Source organism: Streptomyces antnestii (assembly GCF_004005495.1).
Classification (GTDB): domain Bacteria; phylum Actinomycetota; class Actinomycetes; order Streptomycetales; family Streptomycetaceae; genus Streptomyces; species Streptomyces antnestii.
The window spans coordinates 103,668-126,600 of record NZ_RZYA01000012.1 but is presented as its reverse complement, the minus strand read 5'-3'; the positions used below and the strand labels follow the sequence as shown (position 1 = coordinate 126,600).

Here is a 22,933-nt window from a genome sequence, read left to right as displayed (position 1 = left end):
CAACTCGCCGGCGTCTAAAACCGGCGTACCCAACGAGGAGATCGGTTCGTGACGATCCGCGTAGGAATCAACGGCTTCGGCCGCATCGGGCGTAACTACTTCCGCGCACTGCTCGAGCAGGGTGCGGACATCGAGATCGTGGCTGTCAACGACCTCGGTGACACCGCGACCACCGCACACCTTCTGAAGTACGACACCATCCTGGGCCGCCTCAAGGCCGAGGTGACGCACACCGCCGACACGATCACCGTCGACGGCCACACCATCAAGGTCCTTTCCGAGCGCAACCCCGCCGACATCCCGTGGGGCGACCTCGGCGTCGACATCGTCATCGAGTCGACCGGCATCTTCACCAAGAAGGCCGACGCCGAGAAGCACATCGCCGGCGGTGCCAAGAAGGTCCTCATCTCGGCTCCGGCCAAGGACGAGGACATCACCATCGTGATGGGTGTCAACCAGGACCAGTACGACCCGGCGACCGACCACGTCATCTCGAACGCGTCCTGCACCACGAACTGTGTGGCGCCGATGGCCAAGGTTCTCGACGAGAACTTCGGCATCGTCAAGGGCCTGATGACCACGGTCCACGCGTACACGAACGACCAGCGCATCCTGGACTTCCCGCACTCGGACCTGCGCCGCGCCCGTGCCGCCGCCGAGAACATCATCCCGACCACCACCGGCGCCGCCAAGGCGACCGCCCTGGTCCTCCCGCAGCTCAAGGGCAAGCTCGACGGCATCGCGATGCGCGTCCCGGTCCCGACCGGTTCCGCCACCGACCTCGTCGTCACCCTCGCGCGCGAGACCACCAAGGACGAGGTCAACGCCGCGTTCAAGAAGGCTTCCGAGGACGGTGACCTCAAGGGCTTCCTGTCCTACACCGAGGACCCGATCGTGTCGTCCGACATCGTCGGCGACCCCTCCTCCTGCACCTTCGACTCCTCCCTGACCATGGTCCAGGAGGGCAACTCGGTGAAGATCCTCGGCTGGTACGACAACGAGTGGGGCTACTCCAACCGTCTCGTCGACCTCACTGTCTTCGTCGGTGGCCAGCTCTAGATCCAGAGCGGGCAACTCGATGTGAGCACAGGGTCCGGACCGCGCAACTGCGCGCAGTCCGGGCCCTGTTGTGCGTCCCCACCCAAGTAGTCCAGGAGTACAGCAATGAAGACGATCGACGAGCTTCTCACCGAAGGGGTCGAAGGCAGGCGGGTCTTCGTCCGCGCCGACCTCAATGTGCCCCTCGCCGACGGCGTGATCACCGACGACGGCCGCATCCGCGCCGTCCTGCCCACCGTCAAGGCCCTGGCCGGCGCGGGCGCCAAGGTGATCGTCGCGTCCCACCTGGGCCGCCCCAAGGGCGCCCCGGACCCGGCGTTCTCGCTGCTGCCCGCCGCCGAGCGCCTCGGTGAACTCCTCGGCGCCCCGGTCGCGTTCGCGCAGGACACTGTCGGCCCCGCCGCCCACGAAGCGGTGGACGGCCTGGAGCCCGGCCAGGTCGCCGTCATCGAGAACCTGCGGTTCAACGCCGGCGAGACCTCGAAGGACGACACCGAGCGCGGCGAGTTCGCCGACCGGCTCGCCGCCCTCGCCGATGTCTACGTGGGCGACGGATTCGGCGCCGTGCACCGCAAGCACGCCTCCGTGTACGACCTGCCGAAGCGGCTGCCGCACTACGCCGGCTACCTCATCGCCACCGAGGTCGGCGTCCTCAAGAAGCTCACCGAGGACGTCAGCCGGCCCTACGTCGTCGCGCTCGGCGGCTCCAAGGTCTCCGACAAGCTCGCCGTCATCGACCAGCTGCTCGGCAAGGCCGACCGCATCCTCATCGGCGGCGGCATGGCCTTCACCTTCCTCAAGGCCAAGGGCTACGAGGTCGGCACCTCCCTGCTGCAGGAGGACCAGATCCCGGCCGTCACCGAGTACATGGCGCGCGCCGAGAAGCAGGGCGTCGAGCTGGTGCTTCCCGTCGACGTCGTGGTCGCCCCCGGATTCCCGGACCTGAAGACCAAGGCGCCCACCGAGCACACCGCGGTCGCCGCGGACCAGATGCCCGAGGGGCAGCTGGGCCTGGACATCGGCCCGAAGACCGGTGAGCTGTACGCGGCCAAGCTCGCCGACGCCGAGACCGTCTTCTGGAACGGTCCCATGGGCGTCTTCGAGCACCCCGACTACGCCGAGGGCACCAAGGCGGTCGCCCAGGCCCTCGTCGACTCGAACGGCTTCACCGTCGTCGGAGGTGGAGACTCCGCCGCGGCCGTGCGCACGCTCGGCTTCGACGAGAATGCATTCGGCCACATCTCGACCGGCGGCGGCGCCTCCCTCGAATACCTTGAGGGCAAGACGCTCCCCGGCCTCGCCGCACTGGAGGACTGACCTCAATGACCACCCGCACGCCGCTGATGGCGGGCAACTGGAAGATGAACCTCAACCACCTCGAGGCCATCGCCCACGTCCAGAAGCTCGCGTTCGCCCTGGCCGACAAGGACTACGACGCCGTCGAGGTCGCGGTCCTGCCGCCCTTCACCGACCTGCGCTCCGTACAGACCCTGGTCGACGGCGACAAGCTCAAGATCAAGTACGGCGCCCAGGACATCTCGGCCCACGACTCCGGCGCCTACACGGGCGAGATCTCGGGCCCGATGCTCGCCAAGCTGAAGTGCACGTACGTGGCGGTCGGCCACTCCGAGCGCCGGCAGTACCACAACGAGACCGACGAGGTCTGCAACGCCAAGGTGAAGGCCGCCTTCAAGCACGGCCTGACCCCGATCCTGTGCGTCGGCGAGGAGCTGGAGGTCCGCGACGCGGGTAACCACGTCGCGCACACGCTGTCCCAGGTCGAGGGCGGGCTCAAGGACATCCCGGCCGACCAGGCCGAGACGATCGTGATCGCGTACGAGCCGGTCTGGGCGATCGGCACCGGCAAGGTCTGCGGCGCCGACGACGCGCAGGAGGTCTGCGGGGCGATCCGCGGCAAGCTCGCCGAGCTGTACTCCCAGGAGCTGGCCGACAAGGTCCGCATCCAGTACGGCGGCTCCGTGAAGTCCGGGAACGTCGCGGAGATCATGTCGAAGCCGGACGTCGACGGCGCCCTGGTCGGCGGCGCCGCGCTCGACGCGGAGGAGTTCGTCAAGATCATCCGCTTCCGTGACCAGTGAGTAGACCGGTGAGTATGCGGTAGCGGCGTAACGTCGTACCCTTGCGGGGGCCGGGGGGAAATCCCCGGCCCCCGTCTCCATCCGTATCAGTCCGGAATTAGTCCGATGAGAATTGCCAGGAAGTAGGGACCAGCCGTGGTTTTGGGGTTCTCGATCGCCCTGATCGTCTTCAGTCTGCTGCTGATGCTCCTTGTGCTGATGCACAAGGGAAAGGGCGGCGGTCTCTCCGACATGTTCGGTGGCGGCATGCAGTCGTCCGTCGGCGGCTCCTCGGTCGCCGAGCGCAACCTCGACCGCATCACCATCGTGCTCGGTCTGCTCTGGTTCGCCTGCATTGTCGTGCTCGGCCTGCTCATGAAGGTCAACAACTGACCTCGTCGCACCCGCACATCACACACGTAAGGCCCCATGTCCGGTACGCGCCCTCGGGCGCGGCCTATCATGGGGCTTGCGTCTGGGGTCGGGGGGTGTAACTCCAATCACTGGACGCGCGTTGGGCCTTACGTAGACTGAGGCGCCCGCGGCGGAGCGAGACGCCGACACGTTCCGCGGCACCATCACGCAGGGAGTTACGACCGTGGCAAGTGGCAACGCGATCCGAGGAAGTCGGGTCGGGGCGGGGCCGATGGGCGAGGCCGAGCGCGGCGAGTCCGCGCCACGCCTGCGCATCTCCTTCTGGTGCTCGAACGGGCACGAGACGCAGCCGAGCTTCGCCTCCGACGCGCAGGTGCCGGAGACTTGGGACTGTCCGCGCTGCGGCTTCCCGGCCGGACAGGACCGGGACAACCCGCCGGACCCCCCGCGCACCGAGCCCTACAAGACGCACCTCGCGTACGTGCGTGAGCGGCGCAGCGACGCGGACGGCGAGGCGATCCTCGCGGAGGCGCTCGCCAAACTGCGGGGCGAGATCTAGGACTTGAGCACCGGCCGGACACTCCTGAGTGTCCGGCCGGTGCTCGTTCGGCCCTAGCCGTCCGGACAGATGCCGTATACCGCCCCCTGATCAATTAAGTTTGGTCAGTCAGTGGGGCAAGGTACGTACGCAGGTACGAGAGAAGGCGCATGTCCGAGATGAACGCAGAAAGCCGTACCCGGCTCAATCAGATGCCCGAGTGGACGGCGCTCGCCAAGCACCGGGAAGAACTCGGGGACGTGCAGCTGCGTGAGCTGTTCGCCGCCGGTCCGACGCGCGGCTCCGACTACACGCTCGACGTCGGCGACCTGCACGTCGACTACTCCAAGCACCTGGTCACGGACGAGACGCTGCGCCTGCTGCGCGAGCTCGCCGCCGCGACCGACGTGTTCGGCCTGCGGGACGCGATGTTCCGCGGCGAGAAGATCAACGCGACCGAGGACCGGGCGGTGCTGCACACGGCGCTGCGGGCCCCGCGCGGCGCGGTCATCGAGGTCGACGGGGAAAACGTTGTCCCGGGCGTGCACGCCGTGCTCGACAAGATGGGGGCCTTCGCGGACAAGGTCCGTTCGGGTGAGTGGACCGGCCACACCGGAAAGCGCATCAAGAACGTGGTGAACGTCGGCATCGGCGGCTCGGACCTCGGCCCGGCGATGGCGTACGAGGTCCTGCGGCCCTTCACCGACCGCTCCCTGACGGTCCGTTTCGTGTCGAACGTGGACGGCGCCGACCTTCACGAGGCGGTACGCGATCTCGACCCCGCCGAGACGCTGTTCGTGATCGCGTCGAAGACGTTCACGACGATCGAGACGATCACCAACGCGACCTCCGCGCGCGACTGGCTCCTCACCGGTCTGAGGGCCGGTCAGGACGCCGTGGCCAAGCACTTCGTGGCCCTGTCGACGAACGCCGAGAAGGTCGCCGAGTTCGGCATCGACACGGCCAACATGTTCGAGTTCTGGGACTGGGTCGGCGGCCGTTACTCGTACGACTCGGCCATCGGCCTCTCGCTGATGATCGCGATCGGTCCGGACGCCTTCCGCGAGATGCTCGACGGCTTCCACCTCGTCGACGAGCACTTCCGCACCGCCCCCGCCGAGTCCAACGTGCCGTTGCTGCTCGGTCTGTTGGGCGTCTGGTACGGCAACTTCCATGACGCGCAGTCGCACGCGGTCCTCCCGTACTCGCACTACCTGTCGAGGTTCACCGCGTACCTCCAGCAGCTCGACATGGAGTCCAACGGCAAGTCCGTCGGGCGCGACGGCAAGAAGGTCGACTGGCAGACGGGCCCGGTGGTGTGGGGCACCCCCGGCACCAACGGCCAGCACGCCTACTATCAACTCATCCACCAGGGAACGAAGTTGATTCCGGCGGACTTCATCGGGTTCGCCGAGCCGGTGGCGGACCTGCTGCCGGGGCTCGTCGCGCAGCACGACCTCCTGATGGCCAACTTCTTCGCGCAGACCCAGGCCCTCGCCTTTGGCAAGACCCCGGAAGAGGTCCGGGCCGAGGGGGTGCCCGAGGCGCTCGTGCCGCACAAGACGTTCCAGGGCAACCACCCCACGACCACCATCCTGGCGAAGACGCTCACCCCGTCCGTCCTCGGCCAGCTCGTCGCCCTCTACGAGCACAAGGTGTTCGTCCAGGGCGCGATCTGGAACATCGACTCCTTCGACCAATGGGGCGTCGAACTCGGCAAGGTCCTCGCCAAGCGCATCGAACCGGCCCTGACGGAGGGCGCCGACGTGCCCGGACTCGACGGATCGACCACCGCCCTCGTCGCCAAGTACCGCCAACTGCGGGGCCGTTGAGTTAATCGGATGCGGGGGTGCCGCCCGGCGGGTGAGACTGCCGGTCCGTGACCCAGCCGGGAGGCACCCCAGTGGACCAGCTCATGTCGGCCCTCGCCGACCCCGAACGACTCAGGCTGTACGCGCGCATCGTGCTCGGCGAACTCCCGCCGCGCGAGGCCGACTCACCGGCCGCGCGCAAGCAGCTGGGCAAGCTGATTGCCGCGGGGCTCGTCGAGCGGCTCGACGACGGGTCGCTGCGCGCCGGACCCGAGGTGTTCCGCCGGGCCAGAACCGCCGAGCCCGTCAATGGAGTTCCCCGCCACCTCACCGGCTTCTTCGCCCGCGGGCGCCTCACCGCGATCCCGGTCCGGCCCACCGTGCGCCACGAACTCCTCGTGCATCTCACGGACACCCTCTTCGACGCCGACCGCACCTACAGCGAGCGCGAGGTCAACGAGGCGCTGCGCACGGTCCACGACGACACCGCCGCCCTGCGCCGCTACTGCGTCATCGACGGTCTCCTCGTACGGGAGCAGGACGGTTCCGACTACCGGGTCCCGCAGCACGCGTAAAGCCCCGCCTCCTTGAACTCAAGCTCAGGAGACGGGGCTTAGGGGTGTCGCGGAGTTACGCGATCGCCGGCGGATACAGCTCCGGCGGGAGCTGCGAGGCCGCCGCCGAGTCGAGCAGCCACAGCGTGCGCGAGCGGCCGTACGCGCCGGCGGCCGGCGCCTGGATCTCGCCCGCGCCGGACAGCGCGATCGCCGCGGCCTCCGCCTTGTCCTCGCCCGCCGCGAGCAGCCACACCTCGCGCGCGGCCCGGATCGCCGGGAGCGTGAGCGAGACACGGGTGGGCGGCGGCTTGGGCGCACCGTGCACACCGACCACGGTGCGTTCGGTCTCCCGGACCGCCGGCAGCTCGGGGAAGAGCGATGCGACGTGCGTGTCCGGGCCGACGCCCAGCATCAGGACGTCGAACGTCGGCACCGGCCCGTGGTCCTCCGGGCCCGCGGCGGCGGCCAGTTCGGCGGCGTACACCTGCGCGGCGGCGTCCACCTCCCACGGGCCGTCCGAAGCCGGCATCGGGTGGACCCGGTCCGGGTTCAGCGGCACCGAGTCGAGGAGAGCCTCGCGGGCCTGCGTGTAGTTCCGCTCGGGGTCGCCGTCCGGCAGGAACCGCTCGTCGCCCCACCACAGGTCGAGCCGCGTCCAGTCGATCGCGTCCCGGGCGGGAGCGGCCGACAGGGCGGCGAGCAGCCCGTTGCCGTTGCGTCCGCCCGTCAGGACGACGGACGCGTACCCGCGGGCCGCCTGGGCGTCGACGATCTTCGTGATGAGCCGGGCGGCCGCGGCCTGTGCCATCAGCTCCTTGTCACGGTGCACCACCAACTGGGGTGACGTGGTCATCACTTGGCGGCCGCCTTCGAAGAGGACTTCTTGGCGGCCTGCTTGGCGGGCGCCTTCTTGGCCGCCGGCTTGGCGGGTGCCTCCTGCGCGGGAGCCGGGTCGTCCGCCGCAGCGGCCGGCTCCGGAGCGTCCTGCGCCGTCGCCGCGTCCGCCGGCCCGACGAGCCGGTCCACGCCGAACCGCAGCGCCGCCGCGTATGTGTCGTCCGGGTCGAGGCGGCGCAGTTCCTCCGCGATCAGCTCGGACGTCTCACGGCGCTTGAGCGCCACCGCGCGGTCCGGCTGGCCCTGGACGGACAGCGTGGCCAGGGAACCGTCCGGCCGGTCGAGCACGACCGGGCCGCAGTCCGTGGCCATCCGCACCGCCGTGAGGCCGGGGCCCGACGACAGCGACCGCTTGACCGGTACGTCGAGCCGGTCCGCGAGCCACATGGCGAGCAGCTCGCAGCTCGGGTTGAACTCCTCGCCCTCCACCTCGACCGAGGTGACCTCGCAGACGACCTGGTCGAGGGCGGCGGCGAGCATGGAGCGCCACGGCGTGATCCGGGTCCAGGACAGGTCCGTGTCACCGGGCGTGTAGGCGCCGGCGCGGGCCTCGAGGTCGGCGTCGGGGTGCTCCGCCGCGTACGAGTCGGTCACGCGGCGCTGGGCGAGCGCGCCCAGCGGGTCCTTGGCCGGGTCGCGCGGCGCGTTCACCGGCCACCAGGCCACGACCGGGGCGTCCGGCAGCAGCAGCGGCAGGACGACGGACTGGGCGTGGTCGATGACCTCGCCGTACAGGCGCAGGACGACGGTCTCGCCGGTGCCCGCGTCCGCGCCGACCCGCACCTCGGCGTCGAGCCGGGACGTCGTACGGTCGCGCGGCGAACGCGAGACGCGCTTGATGACCACGAGGGTCCGCGAGGGGTGCTCGCGGGATGCCTCGTTCGCGGCCTTCAGGGCGTCGTAGGCGTTCTCCTCGTCGGTCACGATGACGAGGGTCAGGACCATGCCCACGGCCGGGGTGCCGATGGCGCGGCGGCCCTGCACGAGCGCCTTGTTGATCTTGCTGGACGTGGTGTCCGTGAGGTCGATCTTCATGGCCGGCGCCAGCTCCGTCCGTCTCGTGCGAGCATCTCGTCCGCCTCGGCGGGCCCCCACGTGCCGGACGGGTACTGGGCGGGCTTGCCGTGCTTGTCCCAGTAGTTCTCGATCGGGTCGAGGATGTTCCAGGACAGCTCGACCTCCTCCGTGCGCGGGAAGAGGTTCGAGTCGCCGAGCAGGACGTCCAGGATCAGCCGCTCGTACGCCTCCGGGCTCGACTCCGTGAAGGACTCGCCGTACGCGAAGTCCATCGACACGTCGCGGATCTCCATCGACGTGCCGGGCACCTTGGAGCCGAAGCGGACCGTGATGCCCTCGTCGGGCTGGACGCGGATGACGATCGCGTTCTGGCCGAGCTCCTCCGTGGCCGTGTGGTCGAAGGGGGAGTGGGGGGCGCGCTGGAAGACGACGGCGATCTCGGTGACGCGGCGGCCGAGGCGCTTGCCGGTGCGCAGGTAGAACGGGACACCCGCCCAGCGGCGGTTGTCGATGCCGAGCTTGATCGCCGCGTAGGTGTCGGTGTTCGACTTGGGGTCGATGCCGTCTTCCTGGAGGTAGCCGACGGCCTTTTCGCCGCCCTGCCACCCGGCCGCGTACTGGCCGCGGACCGTGTGCGCGCCGAGGTCCTTGGGCAGCCGTACGGCGCCGAGCACCTTGGCCTTCTCGGCGACGAGCGCGTCCGCGTCGAAGGAGGCGGGCTCCTCCATGGCGGTGAGCGCCATGAGCTGGAGGAGGTGGTTCTGGATGACGTCGCGGGCGGCGCCGATGCCGTCGTAGTAGCCGGCGCGGCCGCCGATGCCGATGTCCTCGGCCATGGTGATCTGCACGTGGTCGACGTACGACCGGTTCCAGATCGGTTCGAACATGGTGTTGGCGAAGCGGAGGGCCAGGATGTTCTGGACGGTCTCCTTGCCGAGGTAGTGGTCGATCCGGAACACCTGGTCCGGGGCGAACACCTCGTGCACGATCGCGTTCAGTTCCCTGGCCGACTCCAGGTCGTGGCCGAACGGCTTCTCGATGACCGCGCGGCGCCACGAGCCCTCGGGCGCGTCCGCGAGACCGTGCTTCTTGAGCTGCTGCACGACCTCGGGGAAGAACTTGGGCGGCACGGAGAGGTAGTAGGCGAAGTTGCCGCCCGTCCCTTGTGCCTTGTCGAGCTCCTGCATCGTCGACTTCAGGCGCTCGAAGGCGTCGTCGTCGTCGAAGTTGCCCTGGACGAAACGCATGCCCTGGACGAGCTGCTGCCAGACCTCCTCGCGGAACGGCGTACGCGCGTGCTCGCTGACCGCGTCGTGCACCTCCTGCGCGAAGTCCTCGTTCTCCCATTCGCGGCGGGCGAAGCCGATGAGGGCGAAGCCCGGCGGAAGCAGACCCCGGTTGGCGAGGTCATAAACGGCGGGCATCAGCTTTTTACGGGACAAATCGCCCGTGACACCGAAGATGACCAGGCCCGACGGCCCCGCGATACGCGGGAGCCGTCGGTCTGCGGCGTCACGAAGCGGGTTCGCTCCATGAACTGGGGTCAAGATCTCAGCCTTCCGAAGGAGCGAGGCGCTGCAGCTCCGCCTCGGTCGACTTGAGCAGGTCGTTCCAGGACGTCTCGAACTTGTCGACGCCCTCGTCCTCGAGCACCTGCACGACGTCGTCGTACGAGATACCGAGCTTCTCGACGGCCTCGATCTCCGCGCGGGCGGCGTCGTACGTGCCCGCGATCGTGTTGCCCGTGACCTCACCGTGGTCGGCGGTCGCGTCGAGCGTGGCCTCCGGCATGGTGTTCACGGTGCCCGGCGCGACCAGGTCCACGACGTACAGGGTGTCCTTGTACGCCGGGTCCTTCACACCGGTCGACGCCCACAGCGGACGCTGCTTGTTGGCCTGCGCCTTGTCGAGCGCGGCCCAGCGGTCGGAGGAGAAGACCTCCTCGAACGCCTCGTAGGCCAGGCGCGCGTTGGCGAGCGCGGCCTTGCCCTTGAGGGCCTTCGCCTCGTCCGTGCCGACGGTGTCCAGGCGCTTGTCGATCTCGGTGTCCACGCGCGACACGAAGAACGACGCCACCGAGTGGATCTTGGAGAGGTCCAGGCCCGCGGCCTTCGCCTTCTCCAGACCCGCCAGGTACGCGTCCATGACCTCGCGGTAGCGCTCGAGCGAGAAGATCAGCGTCACGTTCACGCTGATGCCCTTGCCGATGACCTCGGTGATCGCGGGCAGGCCCGCCTTCGTCGCCGGGATCTTGATGAGCGTGTTCGGCCGGTCCACGAGCCAGGCCAGCTGCTTGGCCTCGGCGATCGTGGCCGCCGTCTCGTGGGCGAGGCGCGGGTCGACCTCGATCGACACCCGGCCGTCCTGGCCCTGCGTCGCGTCGAAGACCGGACGCAGGATGTCGGCGGCGTCACGGACGTCCGCCGTCGTGATCATGCGGATGGCCTCTTCGACGGTGACCTTGCGGGCGGCCAGGTCCGTGAGCTGCTGCTCGTACCCGTCACCGCCGGCGATCGCCTTCTGGAAGATCGACGGGTTGGTCGTGACGCCCACGACGTGCTGCTGGTCGATCAGTTCGGCGAGATTGCCGGACGTGATCCGCTTGCGCGACAGGTCGTCCAGCCAGATCGCGACGCCCTCTTCGGAGAGGCGCTTCAGTGCGTCTGTCATGGAAATTGCATCTCCTACGTGTCGTATATGAGCGTCAGCGCTGCGCGGCGGCGAGCGATTCCCGGGCGGCGGCGGCCACGGCGTCGCCAGTGAAGCCGAACTCCCGGAAGAGGACCTTGCCGTCGGCGGAAGCACCGAAGTGCTCCAGCGAAACGATCCGGCCCGCGTCACCGACGAAACGGTGCCACGTCAGACCGATACCGGCCTCGACCGCGACACGCGCCTTCACCGACGGCGGCAGGACCGAGTCCTTGTACGCCTGGTCCTGCTCGTCGAACCACTCGACCGACGGCATGGACACGACGCGCGTCGGGATGCCCGCGGCCTGCAGCTGCTCGCGCGCCTCGACGGCGAGCTGCACCTCGGAACCCGTACCGATCAGGATCACCTGGGCGTCGCCACCCTCGGCGTCGAACAGCACGTAACCGCCCTTGGCCGCGTCCTCGTTCGCCTCGTACGTCGGCACACCCTGACGGGTGAGGATCAGGCCGTGCGGAGCGCCCTTGCCGAACACCTTCGTGTAGCGCTTGAGGATCTCGCGCCAGGCGATGACGGTCTCGTTGGCGTCCGCGGGGCGGACGACGTTCAGCCCCGGGATCGCGCGCAGGGACGCCAGGTGCTCGACCGGCTGGTGCGTCGGACCGTCCTCACCGAGACCGATGGAGTCGTGGGTCCACACGTATGTGACCGGCAGGTGCATCAGGGCCGACAGACGGACCGAGTTGCGCATGTAGTCGGAGAACACCAGGAAGGTGCCGCCGTAGATACGGGTGTTGCCGTGCAGCGCGATGCCGTTCATCTCGGCGGCCATCGAGTGCTCGCGGATACCGAAGTGGATCGTGCGGCCGTACGGGTCGGCCTCCGGCAGCGGGTTGTCCGCCGGGAGGAACGACGACGTCTTGTCGATCGTCGTGTTGTTCGAGCCCGCCAGGTCGGCCGAGCCGCCCCACAGCTCCGGGATGACCGGGCCGAGCGCCTGCAGGATCTTGCCGGACGCGGCGCGGGTCGCGATGCCCTTGCCCGTCTCGAACGTCGGCAGGTGCGCCTCCCAGCCCTCGGGCAGGTCGGTCGCCTCGATGCGGTCGTACTCGGCGGCACGCTCCGGGTTGGCCGTGCGCCACGCGGCGAACGACTTCTCCCACTCGGCCCGCGCCTCACGGCCGCGGTCGAGTGCCTCACGGGTGTGCGCGATGACCTCGTCGGCCACCTCGAACGACTGCTCAGGGTCGAAGCCGAGCACACGCTTCGTGGCCGCGACCTCGTCGTCGCCGAGCGCCGAGCCGTGCGCGGCCTCGGTGTTCTGCGCGTTCGGCGCGGGCCAGGCGATGATCGAGCGCATCGCGATGAACGACGGACGCTCCGTCTCGGCCTTCGCGGCCTCGATCGCGGCGAACAGGGCCGCCGGGTCCAGGTCGCCGTTCGCCTTCGGCTCCACGCGCTGGACGTGCCAGCCGTAGGCCTCGTAGCGCTTCACGGTGTCCTCGGAGACCGCGGTCTCCGTGTCGCCCTCGATCGAGATGTGGTTGTCGTCCCACAGCAGGACCAGGTTCCCGAGCTTCTGGTGCCCGGCCATCGAGGACGCCTCCGCGGAGATGCCCTCCTGGAGGCAGCCGTCGCCGGCGATCGCGAAGATGTGGTGGTCGAACGGGGAGGCGCCGGCCGGCGCCTCCGGGTCGAACAGACCGCGCTCGTAGCGGGCGGCCATCGCCATGCCCACGGCGTTCGCGACACCCTGGCCGAGCGGCCCGGTCGTCGTCTCCACACCCGTGGTGTGCCCGTACTCCGGGTGCCCCGGGGTCTTGCTGCCCCAGGTGCGGAACGCCTTCAGGTCGTCCAGCTGCAGACCGAAACCGGCCAGGTACAACTGGATGTAAAGGGTCAGTGACGAGTGTCCCGCGGACAGGACGAACCGGTCGCGCCCGACCCAGTCGGCGTCCGCCGGGTCGTGCCGCATCACCTTCTGAAAGAGGGTGTACGCGGCCGGGGCCAGGCTCATCGCCGTACCAGGATGGCCGTTACCGACCTTCTGTACGGCGTCCGCGGCCAGGACGCGAGCCGTGTCTACGGCCCGCTGGTCCAACTCGGTCCACTCGAGGTCTGTGGTGGTCGGCTTGGTGCTCACCCTGGGTCAGGGCTCCTCTCCACATGTCGAATACCGGTGACGACGGTCTCACCGGCTGAAGTCGAGCCTACCCTTGCGAGTACGCGCATTTTTTCGACTCAATCCAGACTGCCGGGCCGGGCAGGAATCCGCCTCCTGACAGGCATCCGCGCCACTCACCAAGTGATGAGAGGACCGCTCATCTGGGGGACCCCGAAACACGAACCCACCCCCACGAAGAGCCAGGTATAGGCAACGTCTACAGTGGCGTGGTACGCGCGAGCCTTTACCGGGACTTCACATCGAGGGTTCTCTCCGGGGGCTCGCTGGAGTCTCTGTCAGGGGTATGCGTGACGGCCGTTGAATCGCGTCCTGCGGGTGCACTCGGGACGAGCAACAGCCGGGGTCGCCGGCCGCTCGGTGCCCGTGTCAAGGCGTTCGTGGCTCTGACCAAGCCGCGCATCATCGAGCTGCTGCTCATCACCACGGTGCCGGTCATGTTCCTCGCCCAGCAGGGCGTGCCCGACCTGAAGCTGGTGTTCCTCACCTGCCTCGGCGGCTACCTGTCCGCGGGCGGCGCCAACGCGCTGAACATGTACATCGACCGCGACATCGACGCGCTCATGGAGCGCACGTCGCAGCGTCCACTGGTCACCGGAATGGTCAGCCCCCGCGAATGCCTCGCCTTCGGCATCGCCCTCGCGGTCATCTCCACGCTGCTCTTCGGACTGACCGTCAACTGGCTGTCCGCGTGGCTCTCCCTCGGCGCGCTCCTCTTCTACGTGGTCGTCTACACGATGATCCTCAAGCGCCGCACCTCGCAGAACATCGTCTGGGGCGGCATCGCCGGCTGCCTGCCGGTCCTCATCGGCTGGTCCTCGGTCACGAACTCCATGTCGTGGGCCCCGGTCATCCTGTTCCTCGTCATGTTCTTCTGGACGCCGCCGCACTACTGGCCGCTGTCCATGAAGGTCAAGGAGGACTACGCGCGCGTGGGCGTGCCGATGCTCCCCGTCATCGCCTCCAACAAGGTCGTCGCCAAGCAGATCGTCATCTACAGCTGGGTGATGGTCGCCGTCTCCCTGCTCCTGACGCCGCTCGGCTACACCGGCTGGTTCTACACCGCGGTCGCCCTGCTGGCCGGCGGGTTCTGGCTGTGGGAGGCGCACGGGCTCCAGAACCGCGCCAAGGCCGAGGTGGCGGGCGCGAAGCTCAAGGAGATGCGCCTGTTCCACTGGTCCATCACCTACGTCTCGATCCTCTTCGTGGCCGTCGCGGTGGACCCCTTCCTGCGCTGACCTCCGCAGACACGGCGTGCCGACGGGCGGGGTACGTGGCCAAGGCCACGTACCCCGCCCGTCGCCAGTCGATCTACCTCTCAGTAGCATCCTGTTCATGGCAGACACTCAAGCGGTTGACGACCCGAAGCAGGCGGCGAAGGACGAGCGCAGGGCCGCCCGGCTCGCCCGTGAGATCGGCGCGTTCGCCAAGCGGCACGGCGGCGCCGGCGGACAGCTCGCGTACATGGGGGAGCGCGGCATCCGCATCGCGCTCGTCGGCGAGGACGGCGAGTGGGGCAACCTGGTGGCGCCCTCGGACACCGTCGCCCGCAAGGCCGTCGAGAAGGCCGGCATCACGATGCACGAGGACTTCGACGGCGAATTCGCCGCCAAGGTGAAGACCGGACGCTACGAGTGGACCCGCATGGCGGGCATCCAGGTCGGCGGCCCGGGCAACAAGTAGCGGCCGCCCGTCCGGGCCCCACCAATGCGTCAGGTGTACGAGTGCAACACCTGGCGCAGGGTTCACCCGTTAGGACCGTAGAGAGGCAGAGACACGGTCCAGCCGCGGGAGTCCGGATGATCGACACGCCAGCCCTCGTGGACCAGTACTGCCACGGGGTTCTGCGGACGGAACTCGGCCTCGGCACCTTCGAGGCCCACCTCGGCCGGGGTGACCGGCCGCCCGCCCCCGGCACGACCTTCTTCGACACCCAGACCGGCTTCGCCGTACGTCGCTGGTGCCCGCCGCTCCTCGGCCTCGAACCGCACTGCCCACCCGCCCGCTACCTCGCGCGCCGCCGCGAACTGGGCGTCATGGAGTCGGGCCGCAGACTCCTGCGGGGCAGCGGCATCACCACGTACCTCGTCGACACCGGACTCCCGGGAGACCTCACCGGGCCCGGCGAGATGGCCTCGGCCGGCGACGCGGACGCGCACGAGATCGTCCGCCTCGAACTCCTCGCCGAACAGGTCGCCGACACCTCGGGCACCGTCGAGTCCTTCCTCGGCAACCTCGCCGAGTCCGTGCACGCCGCCGCCGCGAACGCCGTCGCGTTCACCTCCGTGGCGGGCGTACGGCACGGCCTGGCGTTCGCGCCGCAGCCGCCGGGACCCGGCGAGGTACGGGGCGCCGCGGGGCGCTGGCTGGCCGCACGGCCGGTCGGGGGACCACTCACCGACCCGGTGCTCCTGCGGCATCTGCTGTGGATCGCGGTGGCCTCGGGCCTGCCGCTGCAACTCCACGCGGGACTCGGCGAACCGGGCCTGCGCCTCGACCGCACCGACCCCGTCCTGCTCACGGACTTCGCGCGCGCCACGGCCGGACTCGGCACCGACCTGGTCCTGCTGCACGGCTACCCCTACCACCGGCACGCGGCCCATCTCGCGGGCATCTTCCCGCACGTGTACGCGGACCTCGGCCCGGCGCTCGCCCGTACCGGGGCGCGCGCGGCGGCGGTCCTCGAGGAGATCCTGGAGCTCGCCCCGTTCGGGAAACTGCTGTTCTCCAGCGGCGCGCACGGCCTGCCGGAGCTGCACGTGGTGGGGGCGCGCCTGTTCACGGACGCCCTGAGCCGGGTCCTCGGAGGCTGGGCCGCCGAGGGCGCCTGGTCGCTGGCGGACGCGCAGCGGGTGGCCCGGATGGTCGCCGCGGGGAACGCGGGCCGGGTCTACGGGCTGACGACCTGAAGCCTCAGACGGTCGACAGGTGCGGGTCCACCTGGGCCGGCACGTCCGCCGCCTCCACGGGACGCTCGCGCAGCGACAGCAGCACCCGCAGGACCGCGATCCACACAAGCGCCGAGCCCAGCATGTGCAGGCCGACGAGGATCTCGGGCAGGTCGGTGAAGTACTGGACGTAGCCGATGACGCCCTGCGACAGCAGCACGAGGAACAGGTCACGGGTGCGGTGCAGGGGGCCCTTCGGGGCGTCGACCGCCTTGAGCACGAACCACAGCGCGAACGTCAGCGTCACCACGATCCAGGCCAGGACCGCGTGCGCCTTGCTGATGGTCTCCCAGTCGAGCGGCATGCGCGGGACGTCGCTGGAGTCGCCCGCGTGCGGGCCCGAGCCCGTCACCACGGTGCCCACCATGATCAGCAGCACCGTGGCCGCGACCAGGATCCAGACGAGCTGGCGGACCGACTTGCCGACCAGGGGACGCGGCTCGGCGTCACCCTCCTGGGCGCGCACCCACATGATCGTGGCGACCGCGAGCAGCGCCGTCGACAGAAGGAAGTGGGCCGCGACGGTGTACGGGTTCAGGCCGACGAGGACGACGATGCCGCCGAGGATCGCGTTGCCCATGACGAGCCAGAACTGCGTCCAGCCGAGCCGGGTCAGACCGCGCCGCCACGGCTTCTGCGAGCGCGCGGCGACGATGGCCCAGCCGACCGCGGCGCACAGGACGTACGTCAGCATGCGGTTGCCGAACTCGATGGCGCCGTGGAAGCCCATCGCGCTCGTCGCGGTGAGGGACTGGTCGGTGCACTTGGGCCAGGTCGGGCAGCCGAGGCCCGAGCCCGTCAGGCGCACCGCGCCGCCGGTCACCACGATGACCACCATCATGACGACGGCGGACAGGGCGGCCCGCCGGACCGTCCGCTGAGTGGGGGTCCAGCGTTCGGCGATGAAGGCGAGCGGGTTGCGCACGGCTTGGGCGGCGTCGGCCCGGGTCACGTTTGGCACGGGCCCCATCGTAGGACGCCCGCTTGTGCATCCCTTCACGAGGGGGCCGATCCGGGACGATTGTGACGCCCGGCACGCTCGCCTTGGAGCCGCCTATTCCCAGCGGAAGAAGCGCCCCGCGGCGCCCAGGCCGACGAGCGCCCAGACGGCGAGGATCCCCAGGTCACCCCACGGCATGGACGCGCCGTGCTGCAGGACGTCCCGCAGCCCGCCGGAGAGTGCCGAGATGGGCAGCAGGCCGAGGACGGACTGCGCGGCCTCGGGGAACTTGTCGAGCGGCACGATGACGCCGCCGCCGACGAGCAGGAGCAGGAAGACGAGGTTCGCGGCGGCGAGGGTGGCCTCCGCCTTGAGCGTGCCCGCCATCAGCAGCCCGAGCCCGGAGAACGCGGCCGTGCCGAGGACCAGCAGAAGCAGGACGGCGAGCGGGTTGCCGTGCGGGTTCCAGCCGAGCGCGAAGGCGATCACCGTCAGGAGGATCACCTGGAGGACCTCGGTGACCAGGACGGACAGCGTCTTCGCGGTCATCAGCGCCCAGCGCGGCAGCGGCGAGGACGCGAGCAGCTTGAGCACGCCGTAGCGGCGCTCGAAACCGGTCGCGATGGCCTGCCCGGTGAACGCCGTCGACATCACGGCGAGGGCGAGGACGCCGGGCGTCAGGAAGTCCACGGCCTTCCCGTCGCCCGTGTCGACGATGTCGACCGAGCTGAACAGGACGAGCAGCAGGGTGGGGATGACGACGGTGAGCAGCAGCTGCTCGCCGTTGCGCAGGAGCATCTTCGTCTCGAGGACGGCCTGCGCGCCGATCATGCGGGACAGCGGCGCGGCCCCGGGCTTCGGCGTGAACGTACCGACGGCAGTCATCCGCGCAGCTCCTTGCCGGTCATCTCAAGGCTGTGTCTTCCCGGGGGACAACCCCCGGACCCCCGGCCGGGAGTCGGCTCGGCCATCTTCATCCGCGCAGCTCCTTGCCGGTCATCTCAAGAAATACGTCTTCGAGGGTGTGGCGCTCGACCGAGATCTTGTCGGGCATCACCCCGTGCTGGGCGCACCAGGAGGTCACGGTCGCGAGCAGCTGCGGGTCGACCTCGCCGCTCACGCGGTACGCGCCCGGGGTGAGCTCGGCGGCCGCCGAGTCCGGCGGGAGGGCCTTGAGGAGCGAGGCGACGTCCAGGCCGGGGCGGCCGGAGAAGCGCAGCGTGTTCTCGGCGCCGCCGCGGCACAGCTGCTCGGGGGAGCCCTGCGCGATGACGCGGCCCGCGTCGACGATCGCGACGTCGTCGGAGAGCTGCTCCGCCTCGTCCATGTGGTGCGTGGTGAGGATGACGGAGACCCCGTCGGCCCGCAGATCGCGTACGAGGTCCCAGGTCGCGCGGCGCGCCTGGGGGTCGAGGCCGGCGGTCGGCTCGTCCAGGAAGACGAGCTCGGGGCGGCCCACGACGGCCATGGCGAGCGCGAGGCGCTGCTGCTGGCCGCCGGAGAGCCTGCGGTAGGTGGTGCGGCCGCAGGAGCCGAGGCCGAGTCGCTCGATGAGGGTGTCCACGTCCAGGGGGTGCGCGTGGAGCTTCGCCTTGTGGCGGAGCATCTCGTCCGCGCGGGCGCCGGAGTAGACGCCTCCCGACTGGAGCATCACGCCGATCCGGGGGCGCAGCTCACCGGCCTGGGCGACCGGGTCGAGGCCGAGGACCCGGATGTTTCCGGCGTCGGGCCTGCGGTAGCCCTCGCAGGTCTCGACGGTGGTGGTCTTGCCGGCGCCGTTGGGGCCGAGGACGGCGGTGATGCCGGCCGAGGCCTCCAGATCGAGGCCGTCGACCGCGGTCTTGGTTCCGTACCGCTTGACCAGACTCTGGATCCGGACGACGGGCTCGCTTCGCATGAGCGCCAAGTCTAGGGACGTGTCGCGGGTGCCCGGCGCGCGGGGCCCGCGGGGGGCGAGTGGGCTGGTGGGAGACGGGTGGGAGACGGGTGCGGAGCCGGTGTGACGTGGCCAGACTGATCGATCAAAGATCGTTTCCGCAGGTCAGCCCAGGGGTGTACTTAGGTCTGCCTAAGTGATGCAGGGCACCGGAGATCGTCCCGGACCCCGCTTGTCAGGCTCTGAGGAATTACGCAACAATGGCGTTGTGAAATACGTTGGCGAGGCTCAGGAGGCTCCCCAGGGAGCCCCGCAGGAGGAGATCGCGACCGGTGAGCGCTCGACGCGCAACCGGGTCGCCCGCTCCATCCTGGACCACGGCCCGTCCACCGTCGCCGATCTGGCCGGACGCCTCGGTCTCACCCAGGCAGCCGTACGCCGGCACCTGGACGCGCTGGCCGCCGACGACGTCGTCGAAGCACGTGAGCAGAAGATCTACGGAGCCCGTACGCGCGGCCGCCCCGCCAAGGTGTTCGCCCTCACCGACTGCGGCCGGGACGCCTTCGACCAGTCCTACGACAAGCTCGCCGCCGACGCCCTGCGCTGGATCGCCGAGCGCGAGGGCGGCGAGGACGCCGTCGTCGCCTTCGCCCGCGCCAGGATCGCCGCGCAGGCCGGTGCGTACCGGGAGGCCGTCGACTCGGCCGCTCCCGAGGACCGCGCCGAAGCCCTCGCCAAGGCCCTGAGCGCCGACGGGTACGCTGCTACGGCGCGAAGCGCACCGGTCGGCGAGCAGCTGTGTCAGCACCACTGCCCGGTCGCGCACGTCGCCGAGCAGTTCCCGCAGCTGTGCGAGGCGGAGACCGAGATCTTCTCCCAGCTGCTCGGCACCCACGTGCAGCGGCTGGCCACGATCGCCCACGGCGACGGGGTGTGCACGACGTTCATCCCCAAGATCGCCCCCAATACCGATACCAACGCATCTGCAAGCACGGCCGGGAGGAACCCCGCATGACGCTCCCCATCGAGGAGACTGCCCACCCTGAGCTCGAGGGTCTGGGTAAGTACGAATATGGCTGGGCCGACTCCGACGTCGCCGGTGCCTCTGCCAAGCGCGGCATCAACGAGGGCGTCGTCCGCGACATCTCGGCGAAGAAGTCCGAGCCGGAGTGGATGACGAAGCTGCGCCTGAAGGGCCTGCGCCTCTTCGACAAGAAGCCCATGCCGAACTGGGGCTCGGACCTGTCGGGCATCGACTTCGACAACATCAAGTACTTCGTGCGGTCCACGGAGAAGCAGGCCCAGTCCTGGGAGGACCTGCCCGAGGACATCAAGAACACGTACGACAAGCTCGGCATCCCCGAGGCGGAGAAGCAGCGCCTCGTCGCCGGTGTCGCGGCCCAGTACGAGTCCGAGGTCGTCTACCACCAGATCCGTGAGGACCTGGAGGAGCAGGGCGTCATCTTCCTCGACACCGACACGGCGCTGAAGGAGCACCCGGAGCTCTTCAAGGAGTACTTCGGCACCGTCATCCCGGTCGGCGACAACAAGTTCGCGTCGCTGAACACGGCCGTGTGGTCCGGTGGCTCCTTCATCTACGTGCCGAAGGGCGTGCACGTCGAGATCCCGCTCCAGGCCTACTTCCGTATCAACACGGAGAACATGGGCCAGTTCGAGCGGACGCTGATCATCGTCGACGAGGACGCCTACGTCCACTACGTCGAGGGCTGCACGGCGCCGATCTACCAGTCGGACTCCCTGCACTCCGCGGTCGTCGAGATCATCGTGAAGAAGGGCGCCCGCTGCCGTTACACGACCATCCAGAACTGGTCGAACAACGTCTACAACCTGGTCACCAAGCGCGCCGTGGCGTACGAGGGCGCGACCATGGAGTGGATCGACGGCAACATCGGCTCCAAGGTGACGATGAAGTACCCCGCCGTCTACCTCATGGGCGAGCACGCCAAGGGCGAGACGCTGTCCATCGCCTTCGCGGGCGAGGGCCAGCACCAGGACGCCGGCTCCAAGATGGTCCACATGGCGCCCAACACCTCCTCCAACATCGTGTCGAAGTCGGTGGCCCGTGGCGGCGGCCGCACCTCGTACCGCGGTCTGGTGGAGATCGGCGAGGGCGCGGCCGGATCGAAGTCGAACGTGCTGTGCGACGCGCTGCTCGTCGACACGATCTCCCGCTCCGACACGTACCCGTACGTCGACGTCCGTGAGGACGACGTGTCCATGGGCCACGAGGCGACCGTCTCCAAGGTCTCCGACGACCAGCTCTTCTACCTGATGAGCCGCGGCATGACGGAGTTCGAGGCGATGGCCATGATCGTGCGCGGCTTCGTCGAGCCGATCGCCAAGGAGCTGCCCATGGAGTACGCCCTCGAGCTCAACCGGCTGATCGAGCTGCAGATGGAAGGCGCGGTCGGCTGACGACCGTCCCCCAGGCAGCGAACCAGACTTATCCAGGAAGAGAGCACCACGACAGCCATGGCTGAGGCTCAGAACATCCCGGTGGGTTCGACCACCGCCGGATCCATCGCGGTGGCCGCCGAGTCCACCGTCGCCACGCGCATGAGCGCGCCCCCGTCCTTCGACGTCGCGGACTTCCCGGTCCCGCACGGCCGTGAGGAGGAGTGGCGGTTCACGCCGCTCGAGCGGCTGCGCGGCCTGCACGACGGCACCGCGGTCGCCGAGGGCGGTCTCCGCGTCGAGGTGACCGCCCCCGCGGGCGTCACCCAGGAGACCGTCGGGCGCGACGACGCCCGCGTCGGCAAGGCCGGCAAGCCGGTGGACCGCATCGCCGCCCAGGCGTTCTCGTCCTTCGAGAAGGCCTCGGTCGTGTCCGTCCCCAAGGAGACGGTCCTCACCGAGCCGATCCGCATCGCGGTGCACGGGGAACCCCAGAATGGAAAGGCCCCCACCGCCTTCGCGCACCAGGTCATCGAGCTCGGCGCGTTCGCCGAGGCCGTCGTGGTCATCGACCACACCGGTGACGCGGTCCTCGCCGCGAACGTCGACTACATCCTGGGCGACGGCGCCAAGCTGACCGTCGTCTCCGTCCAGGACTGGGACGAGAAGGCCGTCCACGTCGCGCAGCACAACGCGCTCGTCGGCCGCGACGCCTCCTTCAAGTCCGTCGTCGTCACCTTCGGCGGCGACCTCGTCCGCCTGCACCCGCGCGTCAACTACGCGGGCACCGGCGGCGAGGCCGAGCTGCTCGGCCTGTACTTCACCGACGCCGGCCAGCACCAGGAGCACCGCCTCCTGGTGGACCACGACGCCCCGCACTGCAAGTCGAACGTCGCCTACAAGGGCGCGCTCCAGGGCCAGGACGCGCACGCCGTCTGGATCGGCGACGTACTCATCGAGGCCACGGCCGAGGGCACCGACACGTACGAGCTGAACCGCAACCTCGTGCTGACCGACGGCGCCCGCGTGGACTCGGTCCCGAACCTGGAGATCGAGACCGGCGAGATCGTCGGCGCCGGCCACGCCTCCGCGACCGGCCGCTTCGACGACGAGCAGCTCTTCTACCTGCGCTCGCGCGGCATCTCGGCCGAGGACGCCCGCCGCCTCGTGGTGCGCGGCTTCTTCGCCGAGCTGGTCCAGCAGATCGGCCTCCCGGACGTCCAGGAGCGCCTGCTGGCCAAGATCGAGGCCGAGCTGGAGGCTTCGGTCTGATGGCTTTCGTACGCGCCTGCGGCTTGAGCGAGCTGGAGGAGGACACCCCGAAGCGGGTGGAACTCGACGGCACGCCGGTCTCGGTCGTCCGGACCGAAGGGGAGGTGTTCGCGATCAACGACATCTGCTCGCACGCGAACGTCTCCCTCTCCGAGGGCGAGGTGGAGGACTGCCAGATCGAGTGCTGGCTCCACGGCTCCGCCTTCGACCTGCGTACCGGCAAGCCGTCCGGCCTTCCCGCGACGCGCCCCGTCCCCGTTTACCCCGTAAAGATCGAAGGGGACGACGTACTCGTCTCCCTCTCCCAGGAGTCCTGAGG

At 69.4% G+C, this 22,933-nt stretch carries 22 protein-coding genes; 14 read left to right on the top strand and 8 right to left on the bottom strand.

The window, feature by feature from the left end; all coding sequences use genetic code 11:
* Positions 1–48 precede the first annotated feature (48 nt).
* From gap to EOT10_RS24275, 7 genes are all read left to right on the top strand, one after another.
* Positions 49–1,059, top strand: coding sequence for a type I glyceraldehyde-3-phosphate dehydrogenase (gap, locus tag EOT10_RS24305; RefSeq protein WP_127830440.1), 1,011 nt, complete (start codon positions 49–51; stop codon positions 1,057–1,059).
* Positions 1,060–1,164: 105 nt separating this feature from the next.
* Positions 1,165–2,376, top strand: coding sequence for a phosphoglycerate kinase (locus EOT10_RS24300; RefSeq protein ID WP_127830439.1), 1,212 nt, complete (start codon positions 1,165–1,167; stop codon positions 2,374–2,376).
* A 5-nt stretch (positions 2,377–2,381) separates the two neighbouring features.
* Complete coding sequence (gene tpiA, locus EOT10_RS24295) at positions 2,382–3,158, top strand: triose-phosphate isomerase (RefSeq protein ID WP_127830438.1); 777 nt, start codon at positions 2,382–2,384, stop codon at positions 3,156–3,158.
* A 135-nt stretch (positions 3,159–3,293) separates the two neighbouring features.
* Positions 3,294–3,530: a preprotein translocase subunit SecG gene (gene secG / locus EOT10_RS24290; protein ID WP_127830437.1), complete on the top strand. Its 237-nt coding sequence runs from the start codon at positions 3,294–3,296 to the stop codon at positions 3,528–3,530.
* Between the two features lie 205 nt (positions 3,531–3,735).
* Positions 3,736–4,071 (top strand): RNA polymerase-binding protein RbpA, encoded by a 336-nt coding sequence (locus tag EOT10_RS24285; RefSeq protein ID WP_003976875.1) that lies wholly within the window; start codon positions 3,736–3,738, stop codon positions 4,069–4,071.
* Positions 4,072–4,229: 158 nt separating this feature from the next.
* Complete coding sequence (pgi, locus tag EOT10_RS24280) at positions 4,230–5,882, top strand: glucose-6-phosphate isomerase (protein ID WP_127830436.1); 1,653 nt, start codon at positions 4,230–4,232, stop codon at positions 5,880–5,882.
* A gap of 47 nt (positions 5,883–5,929) precedes the next feature.
* The gene (locus tag EOT10_RS24275) at positions 5,930–6,436 is read left to right on the top strand and encodes a DUF2087 domain-containing protein (protein ID WP_223281167.1); all 507 of its coding nucleotides are present in this window, start codon (positions 5,930–5,932) and stop codon (positions 6,434–6,436) included.
* Between the two features lie 55 nt (positions 6,437–6,491).
* Here the strand turns inward: EOT10_RS24275 and pgl are convergent, their stop codons facing one another.
* From pgl to tkt, 5 genes are read right to left on the bottom strand one after another with little or no spacing between them, the layout of a single operon-like run.
* Positions 6,492–7,271 (bottom strand): 6-phosphogluconolactonase, encoded by a 780-nt coding sequence (gene pgl / locus EOT10_RS24270; protein WP_127830435.1) that lies wholly within the window; start codon positions 7,269–7,271, stop codon positions 6,492–6,494.
* Positions 7,271–8,350: a glucose-6-phosphate dehydrogenase assembly protein OpcA gene (opcA, locus tag EOT10_RS24265; protein ID WP_127830434.1), complete on the bottom strand. Its 1,080-nt coding sequence runs from the start codon at positions 8,348–8,350 to the stop codon at positions 7,271–7,273. Before opcA ends, pgl begins: the two co-directional genes overlap by 1 nt.
* Positions 8,347–9,879, bottom strand: a complete 1,533-nt coding sequence (gene zwf, locus EOT10_RS24260; protein WP_127830433.1) for a glucose-6-phosphate dehydrogenase — start codon at positions 9,877–9,879, stop codon at positions 8,347–8,349. The genes opcA and zwf overlap by 4 nt, the downstream gene beginning before the upstream one ends.
* A 4-nt stretch (positions 9,880–9,883) precedes the next feature.
* A complete protein-coding gene (tal, locus tag EOT10_RS24255; RefSeq protein ID WP_127830432.1) occupies positions 9,884–11,002 on the bottom strand; it encodes a transaldolase in 1,119 nt (372 codons plus the stop codon).
* Between the two features lie 34 nt (positions 11,003–11,036).
* Complete coding sequence (gene tkt / locus EOT10_RS24250) at positions 11,037–13,124, bottom strand: transketolase (RefSeq protein WP_127830431.1); 2,088 nt, start codon at positions 13,122–13,124, stop codon at positions 11,037–11,039.
* A 329-nt stretch (positions 13,125–13,453) separates the two neighbouring features.
* Here tkt and EOT10_RS24245 point away from each other — a divergent pair, with 329 nt between their 5' ends.
* The 3 genes from EOT10_RS24245 to EOT10_RS24235 all read left to right on the top strand — a co-directional run bounded on the left by EOT10_RS24245 (position 13,454) and on the right by EOT10_RS24235 (position 16,072).
* Entirely contained in the window at positions 13,454–14,401 is a 948-nt protein-coding gene (locus tag EOT10_RS24245) for a heme o synthase (RefSeq protein WP_189492011.1), read from the top strand.
* Positions 14,402–14,498: 97 nt separating this feature from the next.
* Positions 14,499–14,846: a hypothetical protein gene (locus EOT10_RS24240; protein WP_127830430.1), complete on the top strand. Its 348-nt coding sequence runs from the start codon at positions 14,499–14,501 to the stop codon at positions 14,844–14,846.
* A gap of 116 nt (positions 14,847–14,962) precedes the next feature.
* Complete coding sequence (locus EOT10_RS24235; protein WP_127830429.1) at positions 14,963–16,072, top strand: amidohydrolase family protein; 1,110 nt, start codon at positions 14,963–14,965, stop codon at positions 16,070–16,072.
* A gap of 4 nt (positions 16,073–16,076) precedes the next feature.
* Here the strand turns inward: EOT10_RS24235 and EOT10_RS24230 are convergent, their stop codons facing one another.
* From EOT10_RS24230 to EOT10_RS24220, 3 genes are all read right to left on the bottom strand, one after another.
* Complete coding sequence (locus tag EOT10_RS24230; RefSeq protein WP_127830428.1) at positions 16,077–17,081, bottom strand: COX15/CtaA family protein; 1,005 nt, start codon at positions 17,079–17,081, stop codon at positions 16,077–16,079.
* Positions 17,082–17,165: 84 nt separating this feature from the next.
* Positions 17,166–17,936 (bottom strand): ABC transporter permease, encoded by a 771-nt coding sequence (locus tag EOT10_RS24225; RefSeq protein ID WP_127830427.1) that lies wholly within the window; start codon positions 17,934–17,936, stop codon positions 17,166–17,168.
* Positions 17,937–18,024: 88 nt separating this feature from the next.
* Positions 18,025–18,948 (bottom strand): ABC transporter ATP-binding protein, encoded by a 924-nt coding sequence (locus EOT10_RS24220; RefSeq protein WP_127830426.1) that lies wholly within the window; start codon positions 18,946–18,948, stop codon positions 18,025–18,027.
* 247 nt (positions 18,949–19,195) lie between these two features.
* On the opposite strand from EOT10_RS24220, the gene EOT10_RS24215 reads away from it, so the two are divergent.
* The 4 genes from EOT10_RS24215 to EOT10_RS24200 are packed head-to-tail and all read left to right on the top strand — an operon-like array spanning position 19,196 to position 22,931.
* Positions 19,196–19,942, top strand: coding sequence for a helix-turn-helix transcriptional regulator (locus EOT10_RS24215; RefSeq protein ID WP_127830425.1), 747 nt, complete (start codon positions 19,196–19,198; stop codon positions 19,940–19,942).
* Positions 19,939–21,363 (top strand): Fe-S cluster assembly protein SufB, encoded by a 1,425-nt coding sequence (gene sufB / locus EOT10_RS24210; protein ID WP_127830424.1) that lies wholly within the window; start codon positions 19,939–19,941, stop codon positions 21,361–21,363. Before EOT10_RS24215 ends, sufB begins: the two co-directional genes overlap by 4 nt.
* Before the next feature lie 57 nt (positions 21,364–21,420).
* Complete coding sequence (sufD, locus tag EOT10_RS24205) at positions 21,421–22,614, top strand: Fe-S cluster assembly protein SufD (RefSeq protein ID WP_127830423.1); 1,194 nt, start codon at positions 21,421–21,423, stop codon at positions 22,612–22,614.
* Positions 22,614–22,931, top strand: coding sequence for a non-heme iron oxygenase ferredoxin subunit (locus tag EOT10_RS24200; protein ID WP_127830422.1), 318 nt, complete (start codon positions 22,614–22,616; stop codon positions 22,929–22,931). Before sufD ends, EOT10_RS24200 begins: the two co-directional genes overlap by 1 nt.
* The last annotated feature ends 2 nt before the right edge of the window (positions 22,932–22,933 follow it).

Bases quoted from the DNA above. Each gene is read 5' to 3' on its own strand.
- EOT10_RS24300 (WP_127830439.1), top strand. From the start codon at position 1,165: ATGAAGACGATCGACGAGCTTCTCACCGAAGGGGTCGAAGGCAGGCGG.
- tpiA (WP_127830438.1), top strand. From the start codon at position 2,382: ATGACCACCCGCACGCCGCTGATGGCGGGCAACTGGAAGATGAACCTC.
- pgi (WP_127830436.1), top strand. From the start codon at position 4,230: ATGAACGCAGAAAGCCGTACCCGGCTCAATCAGATGCCCGAGTGGACG.
- pgl (WP_127830435.1), bottom strand. From the start codon at position 7,271: ATGACCACGTCACCCCAGTTGGTGGTGCACCGTGACAAGGAGCTGATG.
- opcA (WP_127830434.1), bottom strand. From the start codon at position 8,350: ATGAAGATCGACCTCACGGACACCACGTCCAGCAAGATCAACAAGGCG.
- tal (WP_127830432.1), bottom strand. From the start codon at position 11,002: ATGACAGACGCACTGAAGCGCCTCTCCGAAGAGGGCGTCGCGATCTGG.
- EOT10_RS24240 (WP_127830430.1), top strand. From the start codon at position 14,499: ATGGCAGACACTCAAGCGGTTGACGACCCGAAGCAGGCGGCGAAGGAC.
- EOT10_RS24235 (WP_127830429.1), top strand. From the start codon at position 14,963: ATGATCGACACGCCAGCCCTCGTGGACCAGTACTGCCACGGGGTTCTG.
- EOT10_RS24230 (WP_127830428.1), bottom strand. From the start codon at position 17,081: ATGGGGCCCGTGCCAAACGTGACCCGGGCCGACGCCGCCCAAGCCGTG.
- EOT10_RS24225 (WP_127830427.1), bottom strand. From the start codon at position 17,936: ATGACTGCCGTCGGTACGTTCACGCCGAAGCCCGGGGCCGCGCCGCTG.
- EOT10_RS24220 (WP_127830426.1), bottom strand. From the start codon at position 18,948: ATGCGAAGCGAGCCCGTCGTCCGGATCCAGAGTCTGGTCAAGCGGTAC.
- sufB (WP_127830424.1), top strand. From the start codon at position 19,939: ATGACGCTCCCCATCGAGGAGACTGCCCACCCTGAGCTCGAGGGTCTG.
- sufD (WP_127830423.1), top strand. From the start codon at position 21,421: ATGGCTGAGGCTCAGAACATCCCGGTGGGTTCGACCACCGCCGGATCC.
- EOT10_RS24200 (WP_127830422.1), top strand. From the start codon at position 22,614: ATGGCTTTCGTACGCGCCTGCGGCTTGAGCGAGCTGGAGGAGGACACC.